The following is a 21468-nucleotide window of genomic DNA, read 5'->3' on the forward strand; positions in this document are numbered from 1 at the left end:
GGTGCGCTGGCCACCACCGCAAGACTGGCCCCACGCAGACATCTCGCGCCAAGTACTGGCATCCCCACATCGCTGGCATGTACAAGAGACGGGCGACGGACCTCTCATACTTCTGCTGCACGGCGCCGGTGGCAGCACCCATTCGCTTCGAGGGTTGATCACGCAACTCGGTCGGGCCCGCCGGGTGGTCGCCATTGATCTCCCAGGGCAGGGCTTCACTCAACTCGGTGCCCGCCATCGCTGTGGCCTGCACACAATGGCTGCCGACATCGAAAAGCTCTGCCAACAGGAAGGCTGGGTGCCAGACGCCATCGTCGGACATTCGGCCGGAACCGCACTGGCGCTAAAACTGTCAGAAACTCTGCTGTCCCCGCGGGGACAGCCGCCTCAAGTTGTTGGGATCAACCCGGCACTCGACACCTTTGACGGCATCGCTGGCGTGCTATTCCCAGCCATCGCCAAGATGCTGGCTGCCATTCCATTCAGCGCCAGCGTCTTTTCCGCCACCGCGTCAAACCCAGCGCGAATTCAGGCTCTAATACGCGGTACAGGGTCTGATTTGGACGACCATGGGCTGCGCTGCTATCAACGTCTCGTCGCAGATCGAGATCATGTCGACGGCACCTTGTTGATGATGGCTCAATGGTCGCTCGACGCGCTGGTGCGGTCGCTGCCACGCCTGCAAGCCCAAGCGCTCTTCATCGTGGGCAGTCGTGATGGCGCAGTTCCGCCACGCGTTGCCCGAGACGCGGCCAAGCACATGCCGAAGGCTTCGGTCATTGAGATAGAGGGGTTTGGACATCTCGTGCACGAAGAGGTCCCGGAATTGGTCGCCCGACACATCCTGGAGTTCCTGGACAGCTAACCTTTCAGGTGGTCAAGAAAGGCCCGGGCCGCCGCCTCAAGACGGCGCGGCTCGATAGCGCCAAAATCATGATCGAGCGCTACTTCAAACTTGCCCGCTGAAGCCGTGCATTTGGCAACACCCTCTGGGCGGTTAAGCTTGATCGTGGTCTTCGCGGAGGTTTTAGGGGCAGGGGGCTTAGCCTTTTTTGACTTCACCTGCCCGCCGCTCACCGCACTCCGCAGAAGCGACAATTCCAATGCGGCATCCCTGTCCGGCTGACTGTTCAGAACCGCCCGCACCTGACCGGCAAATCGGTCGTTCTCTTCGAGCAGCTTCACAAGGCTCAGCCCGGTAGCGCGCGGAATGCTCTCGGGGTACTTCAGATCTTTCCCGAGAACGGTCAGCAGATGCGCAAAATGCCGAATGTAACTTCGTTTCTGCCGGCCAGCAGAGGCGAAGAGCGCCTCGATCGCTGCCGCAACGCTTTGCTCACTGCGATTTGCATATGACATCGCAAGCTGCGCCATCTCCGCAAAGGAGATATCACGACGCACCAGGTTCTCATCAACCATCCTGCGATAGAGATGACCCAGCTGCGCACCCCGGGCCTGCAACGTCGCCGGGATCTGAGCAAACCGGGGATCGGATGTCTCGGTCAGCAGCTCCCGATAGGCGCTCAGGCGCCGGAATCCCTGGATCAGCTCGTACCCATCGGCGACCTCTTCCACATGGATGGGGTTCGACAGACCCACAGCCTTGATCGAGGCCTTCAATTCATCAAGGTCCGGATCCCGATCAGCCGCGCGGTCGCGTATCAGCTTGGTGGTCCTGATCTGATCCAGCGCAACCAGCCCAACAATCTGGCCATTCTTCTTCAGCGCCACATATTCGTGCGCCAGCCGATCATTCTCGGCCCGGATCTCGGCCTCGGCTGCCTGACGCGCCCCGAGCGCCTCGGCATTCTCGGAGATCGCCGCCGCCATGGGGCCACGCCGGGCAGGGGCCGTCTCTTCCGTCCCCGCGGGGACAGCACTCTCGTCAAAGTCGATGTCAAAGACGCGTCGCTTGCTCATGCCTCATCCTCCAGCTGGTCCCAGGCCGCGCAGAGATGTTTGTGAAACTCGCCATAGGCCTGATCGAAACTCGCCCGTGCCCGGCGCCAGGTCTCGCGCGTCATGTCGCGATAGTCGATCTCGTAGATCGACGACAGGAAGCGGCCGGACTGCTCGACCGCGCGGGTCATCTCGATCGGATGTTCGGTCACCCTGTCCTCCCAAACCTTCACGAAGGCCTGCTGCATCGCACGGTGCAGATCGTTGTTGGGCTCAAACCGCGTGAGCAGAAACCGCACATCCAGAAACGCCTTTGGCAGGTTCATTGTCCCCGCGGGGACAAGGCCACTGAACCGGCTCAAATCCTCCAGTGCTTCGGCCAACTGCCCGATGAAAGAGGTCGTACTGTCATACTCCCAGTAGCCGGGGCCCGATGGGATGTAGAGCATATCGGCAGCGAAGACCGCGTTCATCGACTGGTATCCGATGGCAGGCGGGCAGTCGAACAGGATGAGGTCATAGGCGTCGGCTGGCAACTGATCGAGGAACCGCGAGACGGCCGCAAAGAACGACCACTCAGGGTTCAGATGCCGGTACTGCGCCGAGGCAAACTCGACAAAGGCTGCATTGGCACAGGACGGAACGATGTCGATGGTCGGCCAATTGGTCGGCTTGATGAAGTCCGCAGCACGTAGATCGGCAAGGCCCATGTCAGTGATGCTGCTGGGCAGGCGGCGGCGGGGTAGGGTGGCACCGCTCTCCGCGCCCTGCGAGGCGCGGTTCATCCGCTCGGTCTCACTGGCCAGATCGCGCGCCATGATGCCCCAAACGGTGTATTCCTCCGCCACGTCGCTCAGCCCCATGGAATGGCTAAGCGTGGCCTGCGGGTCAAAGTCGACGGCCAGCACTCTATAGCCGTCAAGCGCCGCCGCATGAGCGAAATGGAGTGCAACGGTAGACTTCCCGGCCCCCCCTTTGAAATTCGCAATGGCAGCCCGCATGGCGCGCTTGCCTGTCGGACGATACGGCATCAGCGAGCGACGATTGACCTTCAGACGGCGCCGCATCTCGTTGATCTCTTCGAGGCTGTACCAATGTTGGCGCCCATCCGCCTCGACCGTGCCCTGGGGCAGGGTGGGGTCAGCGGCTAGCCGTCCGCGCATGGTGGACTGGTTGACCTTGAAGATCAGCTCTGCCACCTCCCAGCTCGAAAACCGGCGCAGGGTCTTCTCATTCTGTGGGCTATAGGTTTGCTGGCGAATGAAGCCCTGCATCTTGAGGGATTGCGCTTGAAGCTGTGCAAGATCGCTGTGTGTGTACATGACGCGCCTGTTATTGAGTGTCCCCGCGGGGACGCTAATTCTTGTTTTTTACAGATTTACGCTGATTTGGAGAAAAAGGCAAAACTGAATATGATGGGCACAGCAGATTTCCGCAGGACGCTTCAAACATGACCATGCTGGGCCAAAACGACATCCAAGCGATTCTCTTGCCACTGTCAGAACTGCACGAAGATGGGATGGCTAGAACGAGATATTGGGGGTCATGTATCACTGTCCCACCGCAGATTGGGGGACATCACAAGCATATTGGGGGACGTTCTGAGTGTCCCCCAATACCATTAGACCAATATTCTTTTGGATGAATTGATCGGCAATTCCTACGGTCGTACTCCTCGTGCTTGACAGAATCGGAAGTTCGGACGCAAATTGGGATACGGTTCGCAAAAGCGGCGATTTCCGCTCTGTGATCCCTTAAGAGGCTGATCCATCAGCCCATATCCGAGGCAAAACCATCAGATCCATGATGGTCCTTTTCACAGTCGAGGCAGTCCCATGTTTTCTACCCGACCTGTCGGTCGCGGCGCATCTGCACGCAAGTACGATCTGCTCACCGCGCTTGGCACTTATGCGCTGTCACAGAGCAAGCATGATCAGCGCAGGGCATTGCGGCTCATGACACTTATTACAGCGCGCTATAACTGGGCACGCGACGAACTGGCCGTGGGGCAGCGCGAGATCGCGCAGCTGTGGTCCGTCGATGAACGAACCGTCAAACGTGAGATGGCCATGTTTCGCGCCAAGGGCTGGCTCGTTGTCAAGCGCCAGGGTGCACGCGGGCGGGTCACGCAATACGGGTTGGGTATCGACACGCTGCTGGAGGACACCTCAACCACCTGGGGCTGCGTCGGCCCTGATTTCGAGCTGCGCATGGGGCAGGGGACCGCAGAGCCTGATGTGGTGCCCTTGCCCGTGCGCGGGGTGGTTGCGCCCCCAGACGTCTCTTCGGGCGCGGAGTGGTCGCTTGCACAGGCGCTGCTGCACGCAGAGGACCCCGGGACTTATGCGAGCTGGATCGCGGCGCTTACGCGAGCGGAGAGGGCAGGGGGCCGTCTGACGTTGCGGGCGCCCTCACGCTTCCATGCAGCCTATGTGCAGACCCATCTGGCCGGGCGCCTTCTGACTGCCTGCCAGGACGTGGACAGTGAGGTGTCGGAACTCAGGATCGTGACCTGATCCCGGTGCGTTTGCTACGCAGACAAGACGGCTGGCCAATTTGCATCGGCCGCGGCGATGCGCCCCGGGATGTCCCGTTCCCACCGGCGTTGAATGCGGCGCGAATAGTTCAGGTAAAGCTTGCCATCGACAATCTGCCAGGCATCAGGAATGGTTGAGGCGGTGTAGCCCTCGCTGACCGCATAGGCGCAATAGCCGCCGTATTGCGGTGCATAGCGGACGGGGTCAGCGGCAAAGGCATCTCGGTTATCTTCACTTGTAAACCGCCACGTCACGCCCATCCAGTCGTGTGAGATGTCAGCTTTGCCCGCCATAGGCCGCGCATCGGTATGGTAAGCCACGACGTCCGTGCCATCGACGGCGACACCGCGTGATTGATACACCGGTGGTGTCGCGGCCCAAGCCGCGCGTCCGAGCAAGGTGAGGGTGGGCGCCGCAGCAGCGAGCGTAAGGAGGTGGCGTCTGGTGTAGGTCATCGAGGTCTCCGTCCTGACTGGGATCATTGCTGCGCCAAAGATGGGCCTCGGGCTTGTGGGGCGCCAGCTGGCACACGCGGAGTTTATCGGCGGTGTGGCCCGTCGTGACCAGCAAAAGAAAACCGCCGCCTCCGCGGGGGGAGACGGCGGTCTGTGCGCAACGTGTTGGGATCAGCTCTGCGGGCCGACCGAGGCGAGATAGGCGGCGACGTCTTCACTGCCCTTTCTCAGCTTGAAGGCCATGCGCGACTTAGCCGAGGAGTCGTCAAGAAACGTGCGCAGGAAGGCGCGCGGGTCCTTGGTGTACTCGGCCAGGTTTGCTTCGTCCCAGACCAGACCGGCTTCGCCCGCGGCGACCAGGTCATCGCCATAGCGGAAGTCGGCGGTGCCCGCCTGACGCCCGATCACACCATAGAGGTTGGGGCCTGTCTTGCCGCCCTTAACAATTTCCGTGCCGTCATCGGCGACGATCATGTGGCAGGACTTACACTTGTTGAATTCCTTTTCACCCGCCGCGGCATCGCCTTCGGCGAGGGCCGGCGTCGCGAAGCTGAGGGCGAGGATGGCTGCAAAGGTACGTGTCATCGTGATCTCCTAAGTTGCTTATCGTACAACGTAGAAGATCACGATGAGAGTCAACAGTCACAATGTCGCGCGGTCAGGCCACTGCGTGGGCAATTGCGCATTGTTTCCACAGCTCTTTCAGCGCCAGCACCAGCTTTTCGATGTCATCGATGCTGTGCAGCGGAGACGGTGTGAACCGCAGCCGCTCCGTGCCCTTCGGGACCGTGGGATAGTTGATCGGCTGCACGTAGATCCCGTATTGCTGCATCAGATAGTCGGCGATCATCCGGCATTTCACCGGGTCCTTGATCATCACCGGGATGATGTGGCTGGGGTTCTCCAGATGCGGGATGCCCTCCTGATTGAGGCGCTTGCGCAGATAGGCCACGCGTTCGCGCTGCAGCAGACGCTCCTGATCCGACTGCTTGAGGTGCCGGATCGAGGTTTGTGCCGCGGCGGCCACAGCGGGGGGCAGGGCGGTCGTGAAGATGAACCCGGAGGCAAAGGACCGGATGAAGTCGCAAAGCGCCTCAGAGCCGGTGATATAGCCGCCGACAACGCCGTAGGCCTTGCCCAGGGTGCCTTCGATCAGGGTGATGCGGTCGGCCAGCCCCTCGCGCTCGGAAATGCCGCCGCCGCGCGGCCCGTAGAGGCCCACCGCATGGACTTCGTCGAGGTATGTCATGGCGCCATGCTTCTCTGCGACCTCGACAATCTCCTGCATCGGGCAGATGTCGCCGTCCATGGAGTAGACGCTCTCAAAGGCCACAATCTTGGGGGCGTTCGCAGGCAGGGCGGAGAGCTTGCGATCAAGGTCCTCGGGGTCGTTGTGCCGCCACAGGACCTTGTTGGCGCGGGAATGGCGGATACCCTCGATCATCGAGGCGTGGTTGAGCTCATCCGAGAGGATCACACAGTCGGGGATGCGCGCGCCCAGCGTGCTGAGCGCCGCCCAGTTTGACACATAGCCCGAGGTGAAGAGCAGCGCCTGTTCCTTGCGGTGCAGATCGGCCAATTCGGCCTCAAGCAGCTTGTGATTGTGGTTGGTGCCCGAGATGTTGCGCGTGCCACCTGCGCCCGCGCCGCAATTGTCAACCGCCTCCTTCATGGCGTTGATCACAGAGGGGTGCTGGCCCATGCCAAGATAGTCGTTCGAACACCAGACGGTCACCTCGTTGGGGCTGTCCTCATCATGGCACTTCGCGGTCGGAAAGGACCCCGCCTTGCGCTCGAGCTCCGCGAAGATGCGGTAGTTGCCATCGTTTTTGAGCTCGTTGAGCTGTGCCTGGAACAGTGCATCAAAGTCCATGATGTCCCCCCTTTATTTTAGCTGTCGGTATAACGTCGGTATTGCGTCGGTTTTTGTTCGGTGTGTCGGTCGGTATCATCCAGCGCCAGAGCTTCTCGTCCGGGATCGGCAGCACCATCATCCAGTGCTCGAAGAGCGCCAGCACCGTGATCGCCGTGAGCAGCGTGAAGCCCGCAACCGCGCCTGCGGTCTGGGCCGCGTAGAGCCGCTCGAGCCAACAGGCTGCGGCGAAGGTGAGTGCGGTGATGGAGACCGGGAAGAACCAGTTCATCGCACGGTGCCGGAAATGGCTCGGCAGATGCGCCAGCGCTTCGGGCAGGAAGTCGATGTTGATCTTCGGCACGCCGAAAAAGAGGTTCAGCTTGGCCGATAGGCGGGCAAAGAACAGCACCGCGAAGGTCCAGGTGGCAAACTTGTTCTCGGCCCCCAGGTTCCAGTCGATCAGAACCATGGCGATGAGCGTGGCGACCAGCAGCATCTCGTGATAAGCGAGCGTGCCCCAGGCGCGGATAAAGCGTTCCCATTCGGGCACGTCTTTGGGCAGCTCGTGGTGATTGGGTCCGGTGATGACCCCGGTCAGAAAGGCCAGCTCAATCCAGCCCCAGATCGCAAGCGCCGCCACAAAGCCCAGATATGCACCGAAAACAGAGGTGTCATACAGAGACGCCCAAAAGCCCAGACAACCCAAAGCCAGGAACGGCAAACCCGAAACCACCGCCCGTTTGCGCGCCGCCAAGCCACTCCGGTCGGCGGATTTCACCACCCAAAGGATGGCTCCGGTGGAAAACCACCAGATGAACAGCGCAAAGAGAGCAGGGGTCCAGAAACTCACGAACGGCCCCCCATGTCACGCAAGGGCCGAGGCTGGGCGGCAGGGCGTCGATTGCGTGCAATCGACGGCCACGGGCGCGCAGGGCCTCGATGGCCCAAGCGCTCGCGCCCCGACACGGAGACGCCCGTTATGCCACGCACCTGTCTCAATAGGCCGGCTCCAGCCGGGTCGAGGCGGGCACCTGGTGCTTGTTCGCAGGAATCGTAATCAGCGAGACAAACGCCGTCGCCGCGCGGACCTGCGCGCCGAGTTTGGCAAAGACACGACCCTCCTCCGTGGCCTTTGCGAGATCCGCATTGGCCTTTTGCAGCTTCTCCAGCGTCGGCTGCCAGCGGGGATGCTCGATGTCGAGCGTGATCGGGAAGATCTGCTCGGAAAGCTTCGAGGTCTTGGTGAAGACCTCATGCGCATACCAGTCGGGATCCACCCCCAGAGCCGCATGGAAGGCCGGGCGCTGGTGGTCGCGCACGTACATCGTGGCATAGACGGCTGTGAGGAAGAACTTGATCCAATAGATGTTAATGCCGGAGGTCAGCTTGGGATCGGTCTTCATCAGCAGGGCGAAGGCCTCGCCGTGGCTGAACTCGTCGTTGCACCACTCGTGAAACCACTTGAAGATCGGGTGGAACCTATGCTCCGGGTTCGCCTCCAGATGCCGGAAAATCGTGATGTAACGCGCATAGCCGATCTTCTCACTGAGGTAGGTCGCATAGTAGATGAACTTGGGCCGGAAGTAGGTGTACTTCTTCTTCTGGGTCAGAAACCCGAGGTTCACCGCCACACCGGCCTCGCGCAGCGCATCGTTGATGAACCCCGCGTGCCGCGCCTCATCCCGCGCCATCAGCTGGAAGAGCTGGGTGATGTCCTTGTTGGCCCCGCGCCGCTTCATCTCCTTGTAGAGCACGCAGCCCGAAAACTCAGCCGTGCAGGAGCTGATCAGGAAGTCGATGAACTCCTTTTTCAGGCCCGGCTCCATGTTCTCCCAATCTACATGATCCCAATCCTCGGTCTTGCGGAAATGCCCCTTGTTGGGGTCCGAGACCATCTGGTCGATCAGCTTGTCCCAATCCTCACGCACGGACGACACATCTATCGCATCCAGCTCATCGAAATCGGTGGTGTAGAAACGCGGCGTCAGCAGCGTGTTGCGCATGGCCACTTCGGTGGCGGATTTGCTGTCGAACTTGGCCTGTTCCTCTTGGATGGCGAGGCCTTCTTCGACCGTTGTCGCGTCGGCGGTGTGCTTGGCGGTCTTTGGCGCATCAGAGGCACGGGGGGTCTGGACGTTCATAGCGTGACCTCCTCGGAGAAGGAAAATTCACACAGCTCCATGACCTCGAAATCACCGGTGAGGCGGGTCCAGAGTTGTTCGAGCTTGCTGGCGCGGATGATCGTGGCCTCGCGTTTTTCGGTGACGATCTCACCGAAAGGGGCCATGATTTCTTCGCCGTGCACCTTCACTTCATCGCCGGGGTAGATCACGGCGCCGTTGTCAAAGCGCACATGCGCGTGCAGGCTTTCGAACTTGTGGCTGATCTCGACCGTGCAGGGCGCACGTTCAAAGTCTTTCGTCAGTAGTCCCATAGGTGGCTTCCTCCTAAGGTTTGGGTTGGTCCAGCAGTCTGGCGAAGACGCGGGAGTTGGATGCGCCGAAGCCCATGAGCTCGGCGGACCATCCGGTGGCGGGGTCATGCAGCGACAGGCGATTGCCTTCGTGCAATTGCAAAAGAACGGGTGTCATCGGGTCGATGCCCTGCAGCCCACGGGTGCGGGCCAGTACACGTTCGACACCGGCGACAAAGCCGCCCTTGTCGGAGGGGAAATCGGCGATCAAAACACCGTTGGTGTCGAAGACGCGCGCGGCGCCGGAGGCGTCCCCCGTCAGGATGATCGCGCGTTCCGCGATCACCGGGGCGACAGGCGGCGTATGCTGCACGGGCCGATCTGTGAGCGTCGCGAACGTGACGATCACCAGCACGAGGGCGACGAGCCCGAACATGGCGCGCACCATGATGCGCGGGATCATCTCTTCGGCTTTGGCGTGAATGCGGGGTTGGGTCTGGGTGCTCATGGGCCTACTCCGCCGCTACGGCGTTGGCGGGCAGCGCGCGCGTGACCTTCGGCACGGCGACGCGGGCCTGTGCGGCTTCTGCGAGCAGGTGGGCCACGCGCTCGGCCTCCGGGATACAGCGCAGAGCAGGCTGTGTGCGCCGCATGTGCCAGGGGCGGATGTGCGGCCAGCAGACCAGATAGCTGAGCCGGGTCTCACCCAGCGTCTCCAGTGCGATGGTGCCGGTGCCGCTCTTGCGCAGATCCAGCATGGCGTTACCGACTTGGGCGTAGGGCAGGTTCAGCGTGATCGTGAGTGCGGCACCGATCCGCATCACAACTCGCGCGTCGGTGACGGTGTACATCGTTGCCCGTGCCTGGACGTAAGCCACGGCGATCAGCAGCGCGCAGACCACCAGCCCGAGCAGCAGGAAGGGCACCGCTGCGCCAATTGCCCGGCCCAGCGGCATCAGATCCACAACCGAAACAAACCGCCAGACGGCCAGCAACAGAAAGTACCCCGCAACCCATTTCAGGCTGAGCGCCTCGACGCTGAGGCGCCACCAGTCGGGGCGGCCCTGCCAGAGGATCTGCTCGCCCTCGGGCGGCTTTTCCGGAAGCCCCTCAACGGGCTCGATCTCAAAATCATCATGGGACATGGCGAGTATCTCCATTTCGGTTGCGGGTCAGGCGCGGGGCAGCGAACCGCCCCGCGCGGGTCAGATCTTCGGTTCGGCGCGGGTGCCTGCGTAGAGTTTGCCACCGCCGTAGTAGCCCGAGATCTTGTCTTCTTCGAGCAGCGTCACCTGACGTGGGCTCGCGATGCTGGGCACGGTCGCGAAATGCTTGCCGTAGAGCGCGTGTACACTCACCCTGTCGGAGCGGATGCGCGCGAAGGTCATCGGCAGGAGCCGGTTGCCTGAGCCCCATTTCGCGTCGAGCTCCAGCTCCAGATAGCGGACAAGCTGTTCCGGCTCGTCGATCCACATGTCGATGATCTTGCCCACGATTTCGCCGTCACCCGCCACCACGGGCAGCCCACGCGGGTCACGACCTGCGGCAACGCTGAAACCTTCGGCGGCAGACATGGGCACGATCTTCGGATGACCATGGCCATCCAGCTCGGGTACATCGCGGCGCGGCGCCCAACTGGCCGGGCCGACGCCATCGAGCATCGGATCGCCGGTGGGCTCCAGCGGATAGCCGTTGCCGGGGCCCACGCGCTTCATCGGGATATCGGGGCGTTCGGGCGCCTGCCCGCTCGGCACGGTGACCTCACCGCGGCCATGGGGCAGCTTGAAGGTCTTGTCTTTCGGCAGCGGCCACATACTGGGATTGGAGGATTTGTTGCCCTCGTCATCTTCCAGCGGATAGCCCTCGCGCATGTTCTCGCGCTGGATCCAGATCACCAGCGCTGCGAAGAAAATATAGAATAACCATAAGGTTACGCTCGCCAGATCGACTTCGCCAAAGAATGTTTCAGTCATGTCGTTTCCTCCTGAAACGGGGTCATGTTGGGAAATCGGCAAGGCCCATTGGGCGGGTGCCGACATCCTGCGGGGTGAGGGAACCGCTTTGGCGCACGAGCGGTCCCAGGATCACGAGAGTGACGAAAAGCAAGCCAATCTCGGTGTGGTAAACGAAGGAATAGCCGGTGGCGGGGCTTTGCAGCGCCTCGCCCAGCTGGCCGGACATCGCGGCGTGGTCGATCCAGTCGCGCAAGCCGCCACCGATGGCGATGGAGAGACCCGCCGCCGTGGCTTGGGCAGCGCCCCAGGCGCCGAGGGCCAGGCCGCGGCCTGCGGTACCCGTGGCGGGCATGGTCATGGCGGCGGTCAGCGTGGCGACGGCAAAGAGCCCGCCGCCAAAGCCGATGATGCCGGCACCTGCGTAGAACAGGAAATTGGATTGCATGGGCGCCGCAAAGATGACCAGCGAAAACGCCCAGATGCCCGCAACGATACCTGCACCCGCCAGACGGTAGGCGTTGGAGCCTTTCGCAAGACGCGCGCCCGCGAGGGCGAAGCCGAGAAGAGCACCAGCGGCCCACAGAGCGGTCAGAAGCGTGGTTGCCGAGACGGAGAGCCCGAGGATCTCGCCACCGTAGGGCTCCAGCAGCACGTCCTGCATGTTGAAGGCCATGGTGCCGACAAACACGCAGACAAGCAGCCGGCCAGCACGCCCACCATCCATGAAATCGCGCCAGGCATCCGAGAAGGCAGGACGCGGCTGTGCCCGCTCCTCGCGGCTCATGGGACGTACAGTCTCTTGTTTCCAAAGGGCAATCAGGTTCAGGATGATGCCCACGGCCGCTGCGCCTTGCACCACGCGGATGAGTTTCAGCGCAGTGAAATCGGTGAGCAGCACGCCCATGATCACTGCTGAAATCCCCATGCCGACGAGGAACATCACGTAGAGAAGGGCAACGACGCGGGGGCGCGTCTCGTCCGTCGCGCGGTCCGAGGCGAGGGCCAGACCGGCGGTCTGGGTCATGTGCATGCCCAAGCCGGTCATCACGAAGGCAAGCGCGGCGAGGATCTCGCCCGCGAAGGGGATCTCATGCACCACGTCTCCACCCAGAACGAGCAGAGCAAAGGGCATGACCGCCAGCCCGCCAAACTGCCAGAGCGAGCCAAACCAGATGTAGGGCACCCGCTTCCAGCCGATGGCTGATTTATGCGTGTCGGACCGGAAGCCCAGCAGCGCGCGGAAGGGCGCGATCAGCACCGGAAGGGCGATCATCGCGGCGACGATCATCGCAGGCACGCTGAGCTCGACAATCATCACCCGGTTCAGCGTGCCCAGAAGCAATACCGCGGCCATGCCGACCGAGACCTGGAAGAGCGACAAGCGCAAGAGCTGTGCCATGGGCAGATCGGGGCTCGCCGCATCCGCAAAGGGCATCGCCCGGATCGAGAGCGTTTGCAGGCGCGCTTTCATGACCGCACCTCCATCGCCTGGCTGATGTAGAAGCCGGAGGTGATCCGCTCCACCGGGCGGATCAGGCCACTGACGCCGTGCGCGCGGGCGGCCTGTGCCAGCGGTTGGTGCGCGTGGGGGACCATGATCGGGCTGCGGTCGGACCGCGGAAAGAGCTTGCCCGCATACCACATCGCCATCAGCAGGCGGGTGCGTGGCGCGACGGTGAAGACAATTGTGCCGCGTGTCCGCTTTTCGAGGCTTTTGAGTGCTGCGCCGATGTCATGCGCGTCGTAGTAGATCAGGCTGTCCATCGCGATCACATGGTCAAAATGACCATGCGCCGCGCTGAGCATATCCCCGGCAGCAAAGCGCACCTGCTTGCGGTACTCTTCCGGCAGGCGCAGCTCGGCAATGTCGATGAGCTGGGGCGAGACGTCCACGCCCAATACTTCGGCCCCGCGCGCGGCCAGTTCGGTGGCCATCTGACCGGTGCCGCAGCCCGCATCGAGCACGCGCTGGCCACTCAGATCGGCAGGCAGGCGGTTGAGCATCAGCGCTCGCATCTGGTCGCGGCCCTGGCGTACGGTCTCGCGGATCTTCGAGACAGGCGCGTCCGAGGTCAGCCGCTCCCAGGTCTGGGTTGCCGTCTTATCAAAATAGGTCTCCACCCGGTCGCGCGTCGCATCATATCCGGCCCGAACGGGGCCGGCAGGCTGAGGCGCGGAAGAGGTGGCGAACTCACGCATCAATCGAATCCCAGAAGCTCAAAGATTTCGCGGTCGGGCAGCGGGGCGGGGGCCAGAGGTTCGGTCCCGTTCCACAGCGTTTCCGCGAGGCGGATGTATTCCTTGCGGACCTGCACGATTTCCTCGTCATCCGGCATCTCGAAGAGGGTCTTCTTCTTGAGGCGCGAGCGGCGAATGGCGTCGAGGTCGGGCATATGGGCGATGCGGTTAAAACCCACGGTCTTGCAGTACCGGTCAACCTCGTCGGTTTCGCGGCTGCGGTTGGCGACACAGCCCGCAAGCCGGACCTTGTAGTTGTTGGATTTCGCCTGCACGGCGGCAATGATCCGGTTCATCGCATAGATGCTGTCAAAGTCATTGGCGGTGACGATCAGCGCGCGGTCGGCGTGTTGCAGAGGCGCGGCAAAACCACCGCAGACCACGTCGCCGAGCACGTCGAAGATCACCACATCGGTGTCTTCCAGTAGATGGTGCTGCTTCAGCAGCTTCACCGTCTGGCCCACCACATAGCCGCCACAGCCGGTGCCCGCAGGCGGCCCGCCTGCCTCGACACATTTCACTCCGTTGAACCCTTCGAAGACAAAATCCTCGGCGCGCAGCTCTTCCGGGTGAAAATCCACTTCCTTGAGGATGTCGATGACGGTTGGCTGGAGCATCCCGGTCAGCGTGAAGGTGCTGTCATGCTTGGGATCGCAGCCGATCTGCAGCACGCGTTTGCCCAGCATGGAAAAGGCAGCGGAGAGGTTCGACGAGGTCGTCGATTTCCCGATCCCGCCCTTGCCATAGACGGAGAAGACCTTGGCGCCCTCGATCTTGGCTGTTTCATCCTGATGCACCTGCACCGAGCCTTCGCCATCGAGGCCGCGGAGGGAGGGGGGTGTTCTGTCCAAGGGACTCATGTGGGTCTCCTTTCAAAGGGGCGCGCTCCCCTCGGGGTTTCTGTTGGGGCCGCCGTCATTGCGCGGCGATCCCTTCGAGCTGGTCCTCGAGCGCGTCGGCGGCCTCTTGCAAGGCGGCCAGCGTGTCGGCGTCGGGGGACCAGTAGTTGCGGTCATTCGCTTCCAGCAGGCGGTTGGCCATGCGGCTGGAGGCGGTGGGGTTCAAATCAGCGAGGCGTTGGCGCATCTCGGGGTCGAGTACGAAGGTTTCGGAAATGCGCTGGTAAACCCAGTCGTCCACCTGGCCGGTGGTGGCGGACCAGCCGAGCGTGTTGGTCACATGCGCCTCGATCTGGCGCACGCCTTCGGGCCCGTGCTTGAGCAGGCCTTCGAAGAATTTCGGGTTCAGGCTGCGAGCGCGGGTCTCCAGTGCCACCTGGTCTTTCAGCGTGCGCACCTTGCCCCCACCGCGGGTCTGATCGCCAATGTAGACGGCGGCGTCGGTGCCCTTGGCGCGTTTCACCGCCCGGGCGATGCCGCCCAGGGTGTCGAAGTAGTGATCCACGGTTGTGACACCCAATTCCACGGATTCGAGGTTCTGATAGGCCACGTCGACCTCGGCCAGGGTGGCCTGCAACAGGGCCGCATTGGCGGCGGCCTTGCCGTCGGTGCCGTAGGCATAGCTCTTGCGCGCCTCATAGGCGTCGGCCAACTCATCCTCGTCTCCAAAGGCGGAGCTATCAACCAACCCGTTCACGTTGGAGCCATAGGCGCCTTCGGCATTCGAGAAGACCCGCAGGGCAGCCTCTTCCATCGCACAGCCGGTTTTCTCTGCATAGGCCAGCGCGTGGGCGCGGATGTAGTTCTGCTCCAGAGGCTCCTCGGCGCAGGCGCATTTCAGCGCCGCTTCGGCCAGCATGCGAGTCTGGAGGGGCAGCAGGTCGCGGAAGATGCCCGAGAGGGTCATGATCACGTCAATGCGCGGACGGCCCAGTTCCTCCAACGGGATCAGATCTGCACCGGAAATGCGCCCGAAACTGTCGAAGCGTGGAGTGCAACCCATGAGTGCGAGCGCTTGAGCAATCGGTCCGCCGTCGGATTTGATATTATCGCTGCCCCAGAGCACAAGGGCCACGGTGCGGGGCAGGGTGGCATGGGTGTCGAGCAGCAGCTGCGCCTGCTTTGCACCGTCCTGGCATGCAAAGGCGGTGGGCATGCGAAAGGGATCGAAGGCGTGGATGTTGCGCCCGGTGGGCAGGATTTCGGGTGAGCGGATCAGATCGCCGCCCGCCACGGGCGCGGTGAAATGGCCCGCGAGCGCGGCCATCAGCGCGTCAAGCTCGGTTTCCTGTTGCAACAGGTGATCGATGCGCGCCCGCGTCTCGTCATCCACATCGGGCAGAATGCGCAGGTATTCGGCGCGCTCGGTGTCACTCAGCGGCTGGCCGACCACGTGCAGGCCCTCCGGGATCAGCGCATCCTCGGTCTCGAGCAGTTTGATCCAGAGTGTTTCGGCAGGCACGCCGCCCATGTCGACGGCCTCGGCTTGCTCGGAAATGAGTGCCTCCAGGTCTGACCGCTCGGGTGCTGCCGGATCGGCGCCGCGCCAGCGGGTGAGGCTGTCTTTCAACTCCGCGAGGCCTTTGTAGAGCCCGGCGGTCGCAAGCGGTGGGGTCAGGTGGCTGACGGTCACCGCATTGCTGCGCCGCTTGGCCAGCGTCGCCTCGGACGGGTTGTTGGCCGCGTAGAGGTAGACATTTGGCATATCGCCAATCAGCCGGTCGGGCCAGTCGGCACCACATGGACCTGCCTGCTTGCCGGGCATGAACTCGAGTGCGCCGTGCATCCCGAAGTGCAAGAGCACGTCGGCTTTCAGCGTGTTCTTGAGCCAGAGGTAGAACGCGGTGAAGGCATGTGTCGGCGCGAAGCCGCGCTCGAAGAGCAAGCGCATTGGGTCGCCTTCATAGCCGAAGCCTGGTTGCAGCCCGACAAAGACCTTGCCGAATTGTGCGCCCAGCACGAACACCCCGCGCCCGTCGGATTGCACACGACCGGGGGCAGGGCCCCATTGTGCTTCGATCTCGTTCAGCCACGGTGTGTGGGCGACGATGTCATCGGCGCTCACATGGGCGGCGACATTGGCCTCCTGGCCGTAGCGTTGCGCGGTGCCTTGCAGCACCGCGGCGCGCAGGGCCTGAACGTCTGCGGGCACATCGACATCGTAGCCTTCCGCCTTCATACGGTTCAACGTATTGAAAAGGCTTTCAAAAACGCTGAGATAGGCAGCAGTGCCCGCCGCGCCCGCATTGGGTGGGAAGCCGAAGAGGACAATGCCGACCGTCCGGTCGAAGGCCTCGGACTTCCGCAGGCGGGCCTGCCGTTCGGTGCGCGCGACGAGGGCTTCGATGCGCTCGGGGCACGGAGCCATGGCCTTGCCCTGCGCGGCAGCACCGCAGGTCCGCGAACAGCCAGCGCAGCCGGCCTCGCCGTGGCGCCCGGCAAAGACCGTGGGTGTCGTGGCGCCGTCAAGCTCGGGCAGGGCGATCAGCATCGTGGTTTCGATGGGGCCGAGACCCTGCGCCGAAGCGGCCCACTGACCCAGCGTCTGGAACTCCAGCGGATGCGCGGCAATGTAGGGCACATCGAGGTTCTTCAGCACATCGACGGCGGCTTCGTTGTCGTTGTAAGCGGGGCCGCCGACCAGCGAGAAGCCGGTCAGAGACACCAGTGCGTCGATCTTGACCTCGGCGCCGTCGCGGAAGTAGCCATCAATGGCCGGGCGCCCGTCGAGCCCGCCTGCAAACCCGGCGAGCACCTTGATGCCGCGCGCTTCAAACGCGCGGATGACCGCGTCGTAATGGGCGGTGTCCGACGACAGCACGTAGGAGCGCATCATCAGAAGACCCACGGTCATGGTTGCGCCCTTCGGGCCGGGTGCCTTGGTGACATCGGTGGTGATCCGCCCGAGCAGATCGGGATGATAGAGGCCCGTGTCGGGGTATTCGATGGGGGCGGCGGCTTCGGGCGCCTTGGCCCAGCCGGGCTCACGCGCATAGCGGTTCACGAGGAAGCGCACCATCGCTTCCACATTGTCATCCGAGCCGCCGAGCCAATACTGCATCGTCAGGAACCAGGCACGCAGGTCCTGGCTCTTGCCGGGGATGAACTTGAGGATTTTCGGGAGGCGCCGCAGCAGCGCCATCTTCTGCGCACCCGAGGAGCTCGACGGTTTTGAAGAGCCGCGCAGGCGCTTCATCAGCTTCATCGTGCCCGATTGCGGCGCCATCATGTCGAGCGCGCCCATGCGGGTCAGCTTGACGATGGTCGCGTCGGCAATCACGCCGATCATCGCGTCGCAATGATCGCGCCGGGCCTCAAGGCTGGGCAGGATGCGGCTGATGTGCTCTTCAAGAAACAGCAGGTTTGCGATGATGATGTCGCCGGTCTCGACCGCCTCCTTGGCTGTCTCAAAGGCGCCGGGCGTCTCGCCCCATTCGGCGGCTGCGTGGATCGAGAGGGTGAGGCCGGGGTAGTCGAGGCTGAGCCTCTCCATCGCGCGCAGGGCCGGGCCAGCCGCGTGGCTGTCCAACGTCAGGATCACGACGCGATATCCGGGCAAGCGCCCGTTTATGCCTTGATCATCGCGCATAATGGGCCTTGGCCTCGTAAAGCGTGTCGATGCTGATTTCCGACACGCCGCGTTCGCTTGCGAAGGTTTCGGTGTTGCGGCGCGCCTTGCCGCGCACGAAGAAAGGGATCTTCTTTAACTCGCGTTCCGCATCTTCGAGCCAGATGACATTGCCCATCGAGGCAGGCGCAGCCTGGGGGTCTTCGGGTTTGGGAGTGTGACCACCGTGGTGCGAGGGGCCCGCCGCATCGTGGAATTCGAAATCGTCGCGGAACATGTGCAGCAGGTGCTCTTCCAGGCCCATAACCAGCGGATGCACCCAGGTGTCGAAGATCACGTTTGCACCCTCGATCCCCATCTGAGGGGAATAGCGCGCGGGGAAATCCTGCACATGCACCGGTGCTGAGATCACGGCGCAGGGAATGCCGAGACGCTTGCCGATGTGGCGCTCCATCTGCGTGCCGAGGATCATTTCGGGCTGAAGCTTTTCGATCACGCGCTCGACTTCGAGGTAGTCATCTGTGATCAGCGCATCGACACCATAGTCCTTGGCCAGCGCGCGGATCGACCTGGCCATTTCGCGGTTGTAGCAGCCGAGGCCCACCACGTCGAAGCCCATCTCGTCGCGTGCGATACGCGCAGCGGCGGCGACATGGGTGCCATCGCCGAAGAGGAAGATGCGCTTGCCGGTGAGATAGGTGCTGTCGACCGACTTGGAGTACCAGGGCAGGCGCAGGCGGCTTTCGTCGAGGTAGGGGGCGAGCCCCGTGATCTGGGCCACTTCGGCGACGAAATCGCGGGTGGCGCCAACGCCGATGGGCACGGTTTTGGTGTAGGGCTGATCGAGCTCCCGTTCCATCCAGCGCGCCGCACTTTCGGCGGTCTCTGGATACATCAGCACGTTGAAATGGGCCGCACCCATCCGGGCAATGTCCGAGGGGCTCGCGGTCATCGGAGCGACCACATTCACGCTGATGCCCATATCGCTGAGCAGTGAGGTGATCTCGGTGATGTCGTCGCGGTGGCGGAACCCGAGCGCGGTTGGCCCGATCAGGTTGCAGGTGATCTGCGCGGTGCGGTCCATCGGTTTGGCGAGCGCGCGCACGATCTGGAAGAAGGTCTCGTCCGCACCGAAGTTCTCCTTGCGCTGGTAGCTCGGCAGCTCCAACGGGATCACGGGCACGGGGATGTCCATGGTTTCGGCCATGCCGCCGGGGTCGTCTTGGATGAGTTCAGCGGTGCAGGAGGCGCCAACGATCAGCGCTTCGGGTTCGAACCGCGTGTAGGCGTCCTGCAGTGAGGTTTTGAACAGATCAGCGGTGTCCGAGCCCAGATCGCGGGCCTGGAAGGTCGTGTATGTCACCGGCGGGCGGTGATCGCGCCGCTCGATCATCGTGAAGAGCAGGTCCGCGTAGGTGTCCCCCTGAGGCGCGTGCAGGACGTAGTGCAGGCCGGTCATGCCGGTGGCGACGCGCATGGCGCCGACGTGGGGCGGGCCTTCGTATGTCCAGACGGTGAGCTTCATGATGCGCGCCGGACTTGAGTATTTTGGGAAGAATGAAGGGTCATGCCGTGCCCTCCAGGTCCAAGAGATCTGCACGGCGCAGCGGGCGGGAAAAGAGGCCCGCGAGATCACCCGCTTGCTCGTAGAAGTGCACGGGCGTGAAGACGAGTTCGATCGCCCATTTGGTGGCGAGGCCTTCTGCCTCCAGCGGGTTGGCGAGGCCGAGGCCGCAGACTGTGAGGTCCGGGCGTGCCGCGCGGCAGCGGTCAAGTTGGAGATCGACGTCCTGGCCTTCGGAGAAGGTTGGACCCTGGGCCAGCATGTCGAGGTCGGGGCCCATGATGCCTTTGTGGATGAAGGGGGCGCCGATTTCGGTGGCCTCCATGCCGCATTCCCGAGTGAGGAAGCGGGCCAGCGGGATCTCAAGCTGGCTGTCGGGGAAGAAGAAGATGGATTTGCCGCGCAGGGCCTGTGCGGCCTGTGCGATGGCCTTGCGGGCGCGGGCGCGGGGGGCTGCGGTGACCCGCTCGAAGGTATCGGCATCAACGCCAAATTCGTCTGCGATTGCGCGTAGCCAGGCCGTGGTGCCCTCTTCGCCGAAGGGGAAGGGAGCCGGGAGATGCCGGGCGCCGCGGCGTTCGAGGGCGGCGTGGGTGTCGCCAAGGAAGGGCTGCGTCAGTGCGAAGACGGTATTTTCGCCGACGCCGAGGTCCGTGTCGGCGCGGGGGGCGGGCAGCACCTTGATCGGGCCGATGCCCATGTCAGAGAGCAGGGAAACGGCTTGCTCTTCCACCACATCAGGCAGGGCGCCGACGAGCACGAGTTGGCGTTCCGCGGTGTCTGGGAGAACCGGGACCATGGACGCAAGGCAGGCGTCTTCGCCTTGGGTGAAGGTCGTCTCAATGCCCGAGCCCGAGAAGTTGAGAACCCGGACGGAGGGGGCGTATTTCTCGGTCATCCGCTCGGCAGCGCGGCTCAGATCGAGCTTGATCACCTCTGAGGGGCAGGAGCCTACGAGAAAAAGCTGTTTGATGTCAGTGCGCCGGGCGAGCAACTGATCGACCACCTTGTCGAGCTCGGTCTGTGCATCTGCCATCCCGGCAAGGTCCGATTCTTCGAGAATCGCCGTGCCGAAGCGCGGTTCGGCGAAAATCATCACGCCAGCGGCGGATTGCAGCAAATGCGCGCAGGTGCGGCTGCCGATCACCAGAAAAAACGCGTCCTGCATCTTGCGGTGCAGCCAGATGATGCCGGTGAGCCCGCAAAACACCTCGCGCTGACCGCGCTGTTTCAGAATCGGTTCGTTGCGGCAGCCACCGGAAATGGGCAGGCGGGGGGCTTCGGTCATGCGGTTGCCTCGCGGGCTTGGGCGGGGGCCCTTTGGGCCTGCAACCGGGCGGCGCGCAGCTTGAGCAAAAACTGCGCGGCATTGATCACGTAGGCCGCGTAAGCGGCGAGCGCGAGAAGCATCAGGGAGACGGGCGAAAGTGCCGCCGAAAGGAGCGCCCAGAGATAGGCTGTGTGCAGCGCGATGACGGCAAAAGAAAAGACATCTTCCCAGAAGAAGGCCGGTGCGAAAAGGTATTGACCAAAAACGACTTTTTCCCAAATCGCGCCGGTGATCATGATGAGGTAGAGCAGAGCGGTTTTCAGGAGGATCGAGATGGTTGCGGCCTCGTAGCCGAGCCCCGTGGCGAGATAGCGCAGCACAAGCGCCAGGGAGACCAGAAAAACGACGAATTGCAGCGGTGCCAGAATGCCTTGCACAAGGGTCCAGATCGTGGCGTCGCGGCGGGCGCGTTCTTCAGCCGTATAGAGCCCAGCTGGCACGGTTTTATGCGCGCTCCGATTGTGCATCGCGTGAATGACCTCTCCCGATCTTCACTTTTGACGGTAGCTGCTTTCACAGAAAAGTGTCAACTCAAACTTACACCTTTGACTGATCAGATTGACACTTCTGAAGAAGGCTCCGAGGCCCCATTTCGTGGAAAAAGCCCACAGATATTGAAATGACGACGTTGAGGCGTGCACTTTATTGCACTGGAGCGACCCAAATCTGTCAATTTGATTTGACATTGTAGGGTTCAAAGCGGAGGCTTGGTGCAGTTGACGACTCTGTGCGGGCTCCTGTCCTGCGCTTCGAAC

At 62.7% G+C, this 21468-nt stretch carries 20 protein-coding genes; 2 read left to right on the top strand and 18 right to left on the bottom strand.

Annotated features, from left to right (window positions below; genetic code table 11):
* Nucleotide 1: 1 nt before the first annotated feature.
* The gene (gene bchO / locus Q1A71_RS20055) at nt 2-865 is read left to right on the top strand and encodes an alpha/beta fold hydrolase BchO (protein WP_299680824.1); all 864 of its coding nucleotides are present in this window, start codon (nt 2-4) and stop codon (nt 863-865) included.
* Here bchO and Q1A71_RS20060 read toward each other — a convergent pair.
* Nucleotides 862-1920, bottom strand: a complete 1059-nt coding sequence (locus tag Q1A71_RS20060; RefSeq protein ID WP_299680827.1) for a ParB N-terminal domain-containing protein — start codon at nt 1918-1920, stop codon at nt 862-864. The two genes, bchO and Q1A71_RS20060, sit on opposite strands and share 4 nt — an antisense overlap.
* Nucleotides 1917-3221, bottom strand: coding sequence for an AAA family ATPase (locus Q1A71_RS20065; RefSeq protein WP_299680830.1), 1305 nt, complete (start codon nt 3219-3221; stop codon nt 1917-1919). The genes Q1A71_RS20060 and Q1A71_RS20065 overlap by 4 nt, the downstream gene beginning before the upstream one ends.
* 513 nt (nt 3222-3734) lie before the next feature.
* On the opposite strand from Q1A71_RS20065, the gene Q1A71_RS20070 reads away from it, so the two are divergent.
* Complete coding sequence (locus Q1A71_RS20070) at nt 3735-4415, top strand: DnaA N-terminal domain-containing protein (RefSeq protein ID WP_299680835.1); 681 nt, start codon at nt 3735-3737, stop codon at nt 4413-4415.
* A gap of 14 nt (nt 4416-4429) precedes the next feature.
* Here Q1A71_RS20070 and Q1A71_RS20075 read toward each other — a convergent pair whose 3' ends face one another.
* From Q1A71_RS20075 to bchF, 16 genes are all read right to left on the bottom strand, one after another.
* Complete coding sequence (locus tag Q1A71_RS20075) at nt 4430-4891, bottom strand: YHS domain-containing (seleno)protein (RefSeq protein WP_299680838.1); 462 nt, start codon at nt 4889-4891, stop codon at nt 4430-4432.
* A 171-nt stretch (nt 4892-5062) separates the two neighbouring features.
* Nucleotides 5063-5476 carry a cytochrome C gene (locus Q1A71_RS20080; protein ID WP_299680843.1) on the bottom strand — a complete coding sequence of 138 codons (414 nt, stop codon included), beginning with the start codon at nt 5474-5476 and terminating at the stop codon, nt 5063-5065.
* 73 nt (nt 5477-5549) lie between these two features.
* Nucleotides 5550-6764: a 5-aminolevulinate synthase gene (gene hemA, locus Q1A71_RS20085; protein ID WP_299680847.1), complete on the bottom strand. Its 1215-nt coding sequence runs from the start codon at nt 6762-6764 to the stop codon at nt 5550-5552.
* The gene (gene puhE / locus Q1A71_RS20090) at nt 6754-7596 is read right to left on the bottom strand and encodes a putative photosynthetic complex assembly protein PuhE (protein WP_299680851.1); all 843 of its coding nucleotides are present in this window, start codon (nt 7594-7596) and stop codon (nt 6754-6756) included. Before puhE ends, hemA begins: the two co-directional genes overlap by 11 nt.
* Nucleotides 7597-7741: 145 nt before the next feature.
* Nucleotides 7742-8887 (bottom strand): magnesium-protoporphyrin IX monomethyl ester (oxidative) cyclase, encoded by a 1146-nt coding sequence (acsF, locus tag Q1A71_RS20095; RefSeq protein ID WP_299680855.1) that lies wholly within the window; start codon nt 8885-8887, stop codon nt 7742-7744.
* The gene (locus tag Q1A71_RS20100) at nt 8884-9180 is read right to left on the bottom strand and encodes a hypothetical protein (RefSeq protein WP_299680859.1); all 297 of its coding nucleotides are present in this window, start codon (nt 9178-9180) and stop codon (nt 8884-8886) included. The genes acsF and Q1A71_RS20100 overlap by 4 nt, the downstream gene beginning before the upstream one ends.
* Nucleotides 9181-9193: 13 nt before the next feature.
* On the bottom strand, nt 9194-9667 hold the full coding sequence (gene puhC / locus Q1A71_RS20105) for a photosynthetic complex assembly protein PuhC (RefSeq protein ID WP_299680863.1): 474 nt from the start codon (nt 9665-9667) through the stop codon (nt 9194-9196).
* Nucleotides 9668-9671: 4 nt separating this feature from the next.
* On the bottom strand, nt 9672-10304 hold the full coding sequence (gene puhB / locus Q1A71_RS20110; RefSeq protein ID WP_299680868.1) for a photosynthetic complex putative assembly protein PuhB: 633 nt from the start codon (nt 10302-10304) through the stop codon (nt 9672-9674).
* Nucleotides 10305-10364: 60 nt separating this feature from the next.
* The gene (gene puhA / locus Q1A71_RS20115; protein WP_299680871.1) at nt 10365-11132 is read right to left on the bottom strand and encodes a photosynthetic reaction center subunit H; all 768 of its coding nucleotides are present in this window, start codon (nt 11130-11132) and stop codon (nt 10365-10367) included.
* 22 nt (nt 11133-11154) lie between these two features.
* On the bottom strand, nt 11155-12585 hold the full coding sequence (locus Q1A71_RS20120) for a PucC family protein (protein WP_299680874.1): 1431 nt from the start codon (nt 12583-12585) through the stop codon (nt 11155-11157).
* On the bottom strand, nt 12582-13313 hold the full coding sequence (bchM, locus tag Q1A71_RS20125; RefSeq protein ID WP_299680877.1) for a magnesium protoporphyrin IX methyltransferase: 732 nt from the start codon (nt 13311-13313) through the stop codon (nt 12582-12584). Before bchM ends, Q1A71_RS20120 begins: the two co-directional genes overlap by 4 nt.
* Nucleotides 13313-14212, bottom strand: coding sequence for a ferredoxin:protochlorophyllide reductase (ATP-dependent) iron-sulfur ATP-binding protein (gene bchL / locus Q1A71_RS20130; protein WP_299680880.1), 900 nt, complete (start codon nt 14210-14212; stop codon nt 13313-13315). The genes bchM and bchL overlap by 1 nt, the downstream gene beginning before the upstream one ends.
* A gap of 55 nt (nt 14213-14267) precedes the next feature.
* A complete protein-coding gene (locus Q1A71_RS20135; RefSeq protein ID WP_299680883.1) occupies nt 14268-17840 on the bottom strand; it encodes a magnesium chelatase subunit H in 3573 nt (1190 codons plus the stop codon).
* Nucleotides 17830-19344, bottom strand: coding sequence for a ferredoxin:protochlorophyllide reductase (ATP-dependent) subunit B (bchB, locus tag Q1A71_RS20140; protein ID WP_299680886.1), 1515 nt, complete (start codon nt 19342-19344; stop codon nt 17830-17832). The genes Q1A71_RS20135 and bchB overlap by 11 nt, the downstream gene beginning before the upstream one ends.
* Nucleotides 19345-19384: 40 nt before the next feature.
* Nucleotides 19385-20671: a ferredoxin:protochlorophyllide reductase (ATP-dependent) subunit N gene (locus Q1A71_RS20145; RefSeq protein ID WP_299680889.1), complete on the bottom strand. Its 1287-nt coding sequence runs from the start codon at nt 20669-20671 to the stop codon at nt 19385-19387.
* Nucleotides 20668-21180 carry a 2-vinyl bacteriochlorophyllide hydratase gene (bchF, locus tag Q1A71_RS20150; protein ID WP_299680892.1) on the bottom strand — a complete coding sequence of 171 codons (513 nt, stop codon included), beginning with the start codon at nt 21178-21180 and terminating at the stop codon, nt 20668-20670. Before bchF ends, Q1A71_RS20145 begins: the two co-directional genes overlap by 4 nt.
* Nucleotides 21181-21468: the final 288 nt, after the last annotated feature.

Source organism: uncultured Roseobacter sp. (assembly GCF_947493125.1).
Taxonomy (GTDB): Bacteria; Pseudomonadota; Alphaproteobacteria; order Rhodobacterales; family Rhodobacteraceae; genus Roseobacter.

Coding starts and splice junctions, on each gene's coding strand:
- bchL (WP_299680880.1), bottom strand. CDS start 14,212: ATGAGTCCCTTGGACAGAACACCCCCCTCCCTCCGCGGCCTCGATGGC.
- acsF (WP_299680855.1), bottom strand. CDS start 8,887: ATGAACGTCCAGACCCCCCGTGCCTCTGATGCGCCAAAGACCGCCAAG.
- bchB (WP_299680886.1), bottom strand. CDS start 19,344: ATGAAGCTCACCGTCTGGACATACGAAGGCCCGCCCCACGTCGGCGCC.
- Q1A71_RS20070 (WP_299680835.1), top strand. CDS start 3,735: ATGTTTTCTACCCGACCTGTCGGTCGCGGCGCATCTGCACGCAAGTAC.
- Q1A71_RS20145 (WP_299680889.1), bottom strand. CDS start 20,671: ATGACCGAAGCCCCCCGCCTGCCCATTTCCGGTGGCTGCCGCAACGAA.
- Q1A71_RS20100 (WP_299680859.1), bottom strand. CDS start 9,180: ATGGGACTACTGACGAAAGACTTTGAACGTGCGCCCTGCACGGTCGAG.
- Q1A71_RS20075 (WP_299680838.1), bottom strand. CDS start 4,891: ATGACCTACACCAGACGCCACCTCCTTACGCTCGCTGCTGCGGCGCCC.
- Q1A71_RS20080 (WP_299680843.1), bottom strand. CDS start 5,476: ATGACACGTACCTTTGCAGCCATCCTCGCCCTCAGCTTCGCGACGCCG.
- puhA (WP_299680871.1), bottom strand. CDS start 11,132: ATGACTGAAACATTCTTTGGCGAAGTCGATCTGGCGAGCGTAACCTTA.
- bchF (WP_299680892.1), bottom strand. CDS start 21,180: ATGCACAATCGGAGCGCGCATAAAACCGTGCCAGCTGGGCTCTATACG.
- hemA (WP_299680847.1), bottom strand. CDS start 6,764: ATGGACTTTGATGCACTGTTCCAGGCACAGCTCAACGAGCTCAAAAAC.
- puhB (WP_299680868.1), bottom strand. CDS start 10,304: ATGTCCCATGATGATTTTGAGATCGAGCCCGTTGAGGGGCTTCCGGAA.
- Q1A71_RS20120 (WP_299680874.1), bottom strand. CDS start 12,585: ATGAAAGCGCGCCTGCAAACGCTCTCGATCCGGGCGATGCCCTTTGCG.
- puhC (WP_299680863.1), bottom strand. CDS start 9,667: ATGAGCACCCAGACCCAACCCCGCATTCACGCCAAAGCCGAAGAGATG.
- Q1A71_RS20065 (WP_299680830.1), bottom strand. CDS start 3,221: ATGTACACACACAGCGATCTTGCACAGCTTCAAGCGCAATCCCTCAAG.
- bchM (WP_299680877.1), bottom strand. CDS start 13,313: ATGCGTGAGTTCGCCACCTCTTCCGCGCCTCAGCCTGCCGGCCCCGTT.
- Q1A71_RS20135 (WP_299680883.1), bottom strand. CDS start 17,840: ATGCGCGATGATCAAGGCATAAACGGGCGCTTGCCCGGATATCGCGTC.
- Q1A71_RS20060 (WP_299680827.1), bottom strand. CDS start 1,920: ATGAGCAAGCGACGCGTCTTTGACATCGACTTTGACGAGAGTGCTGTC.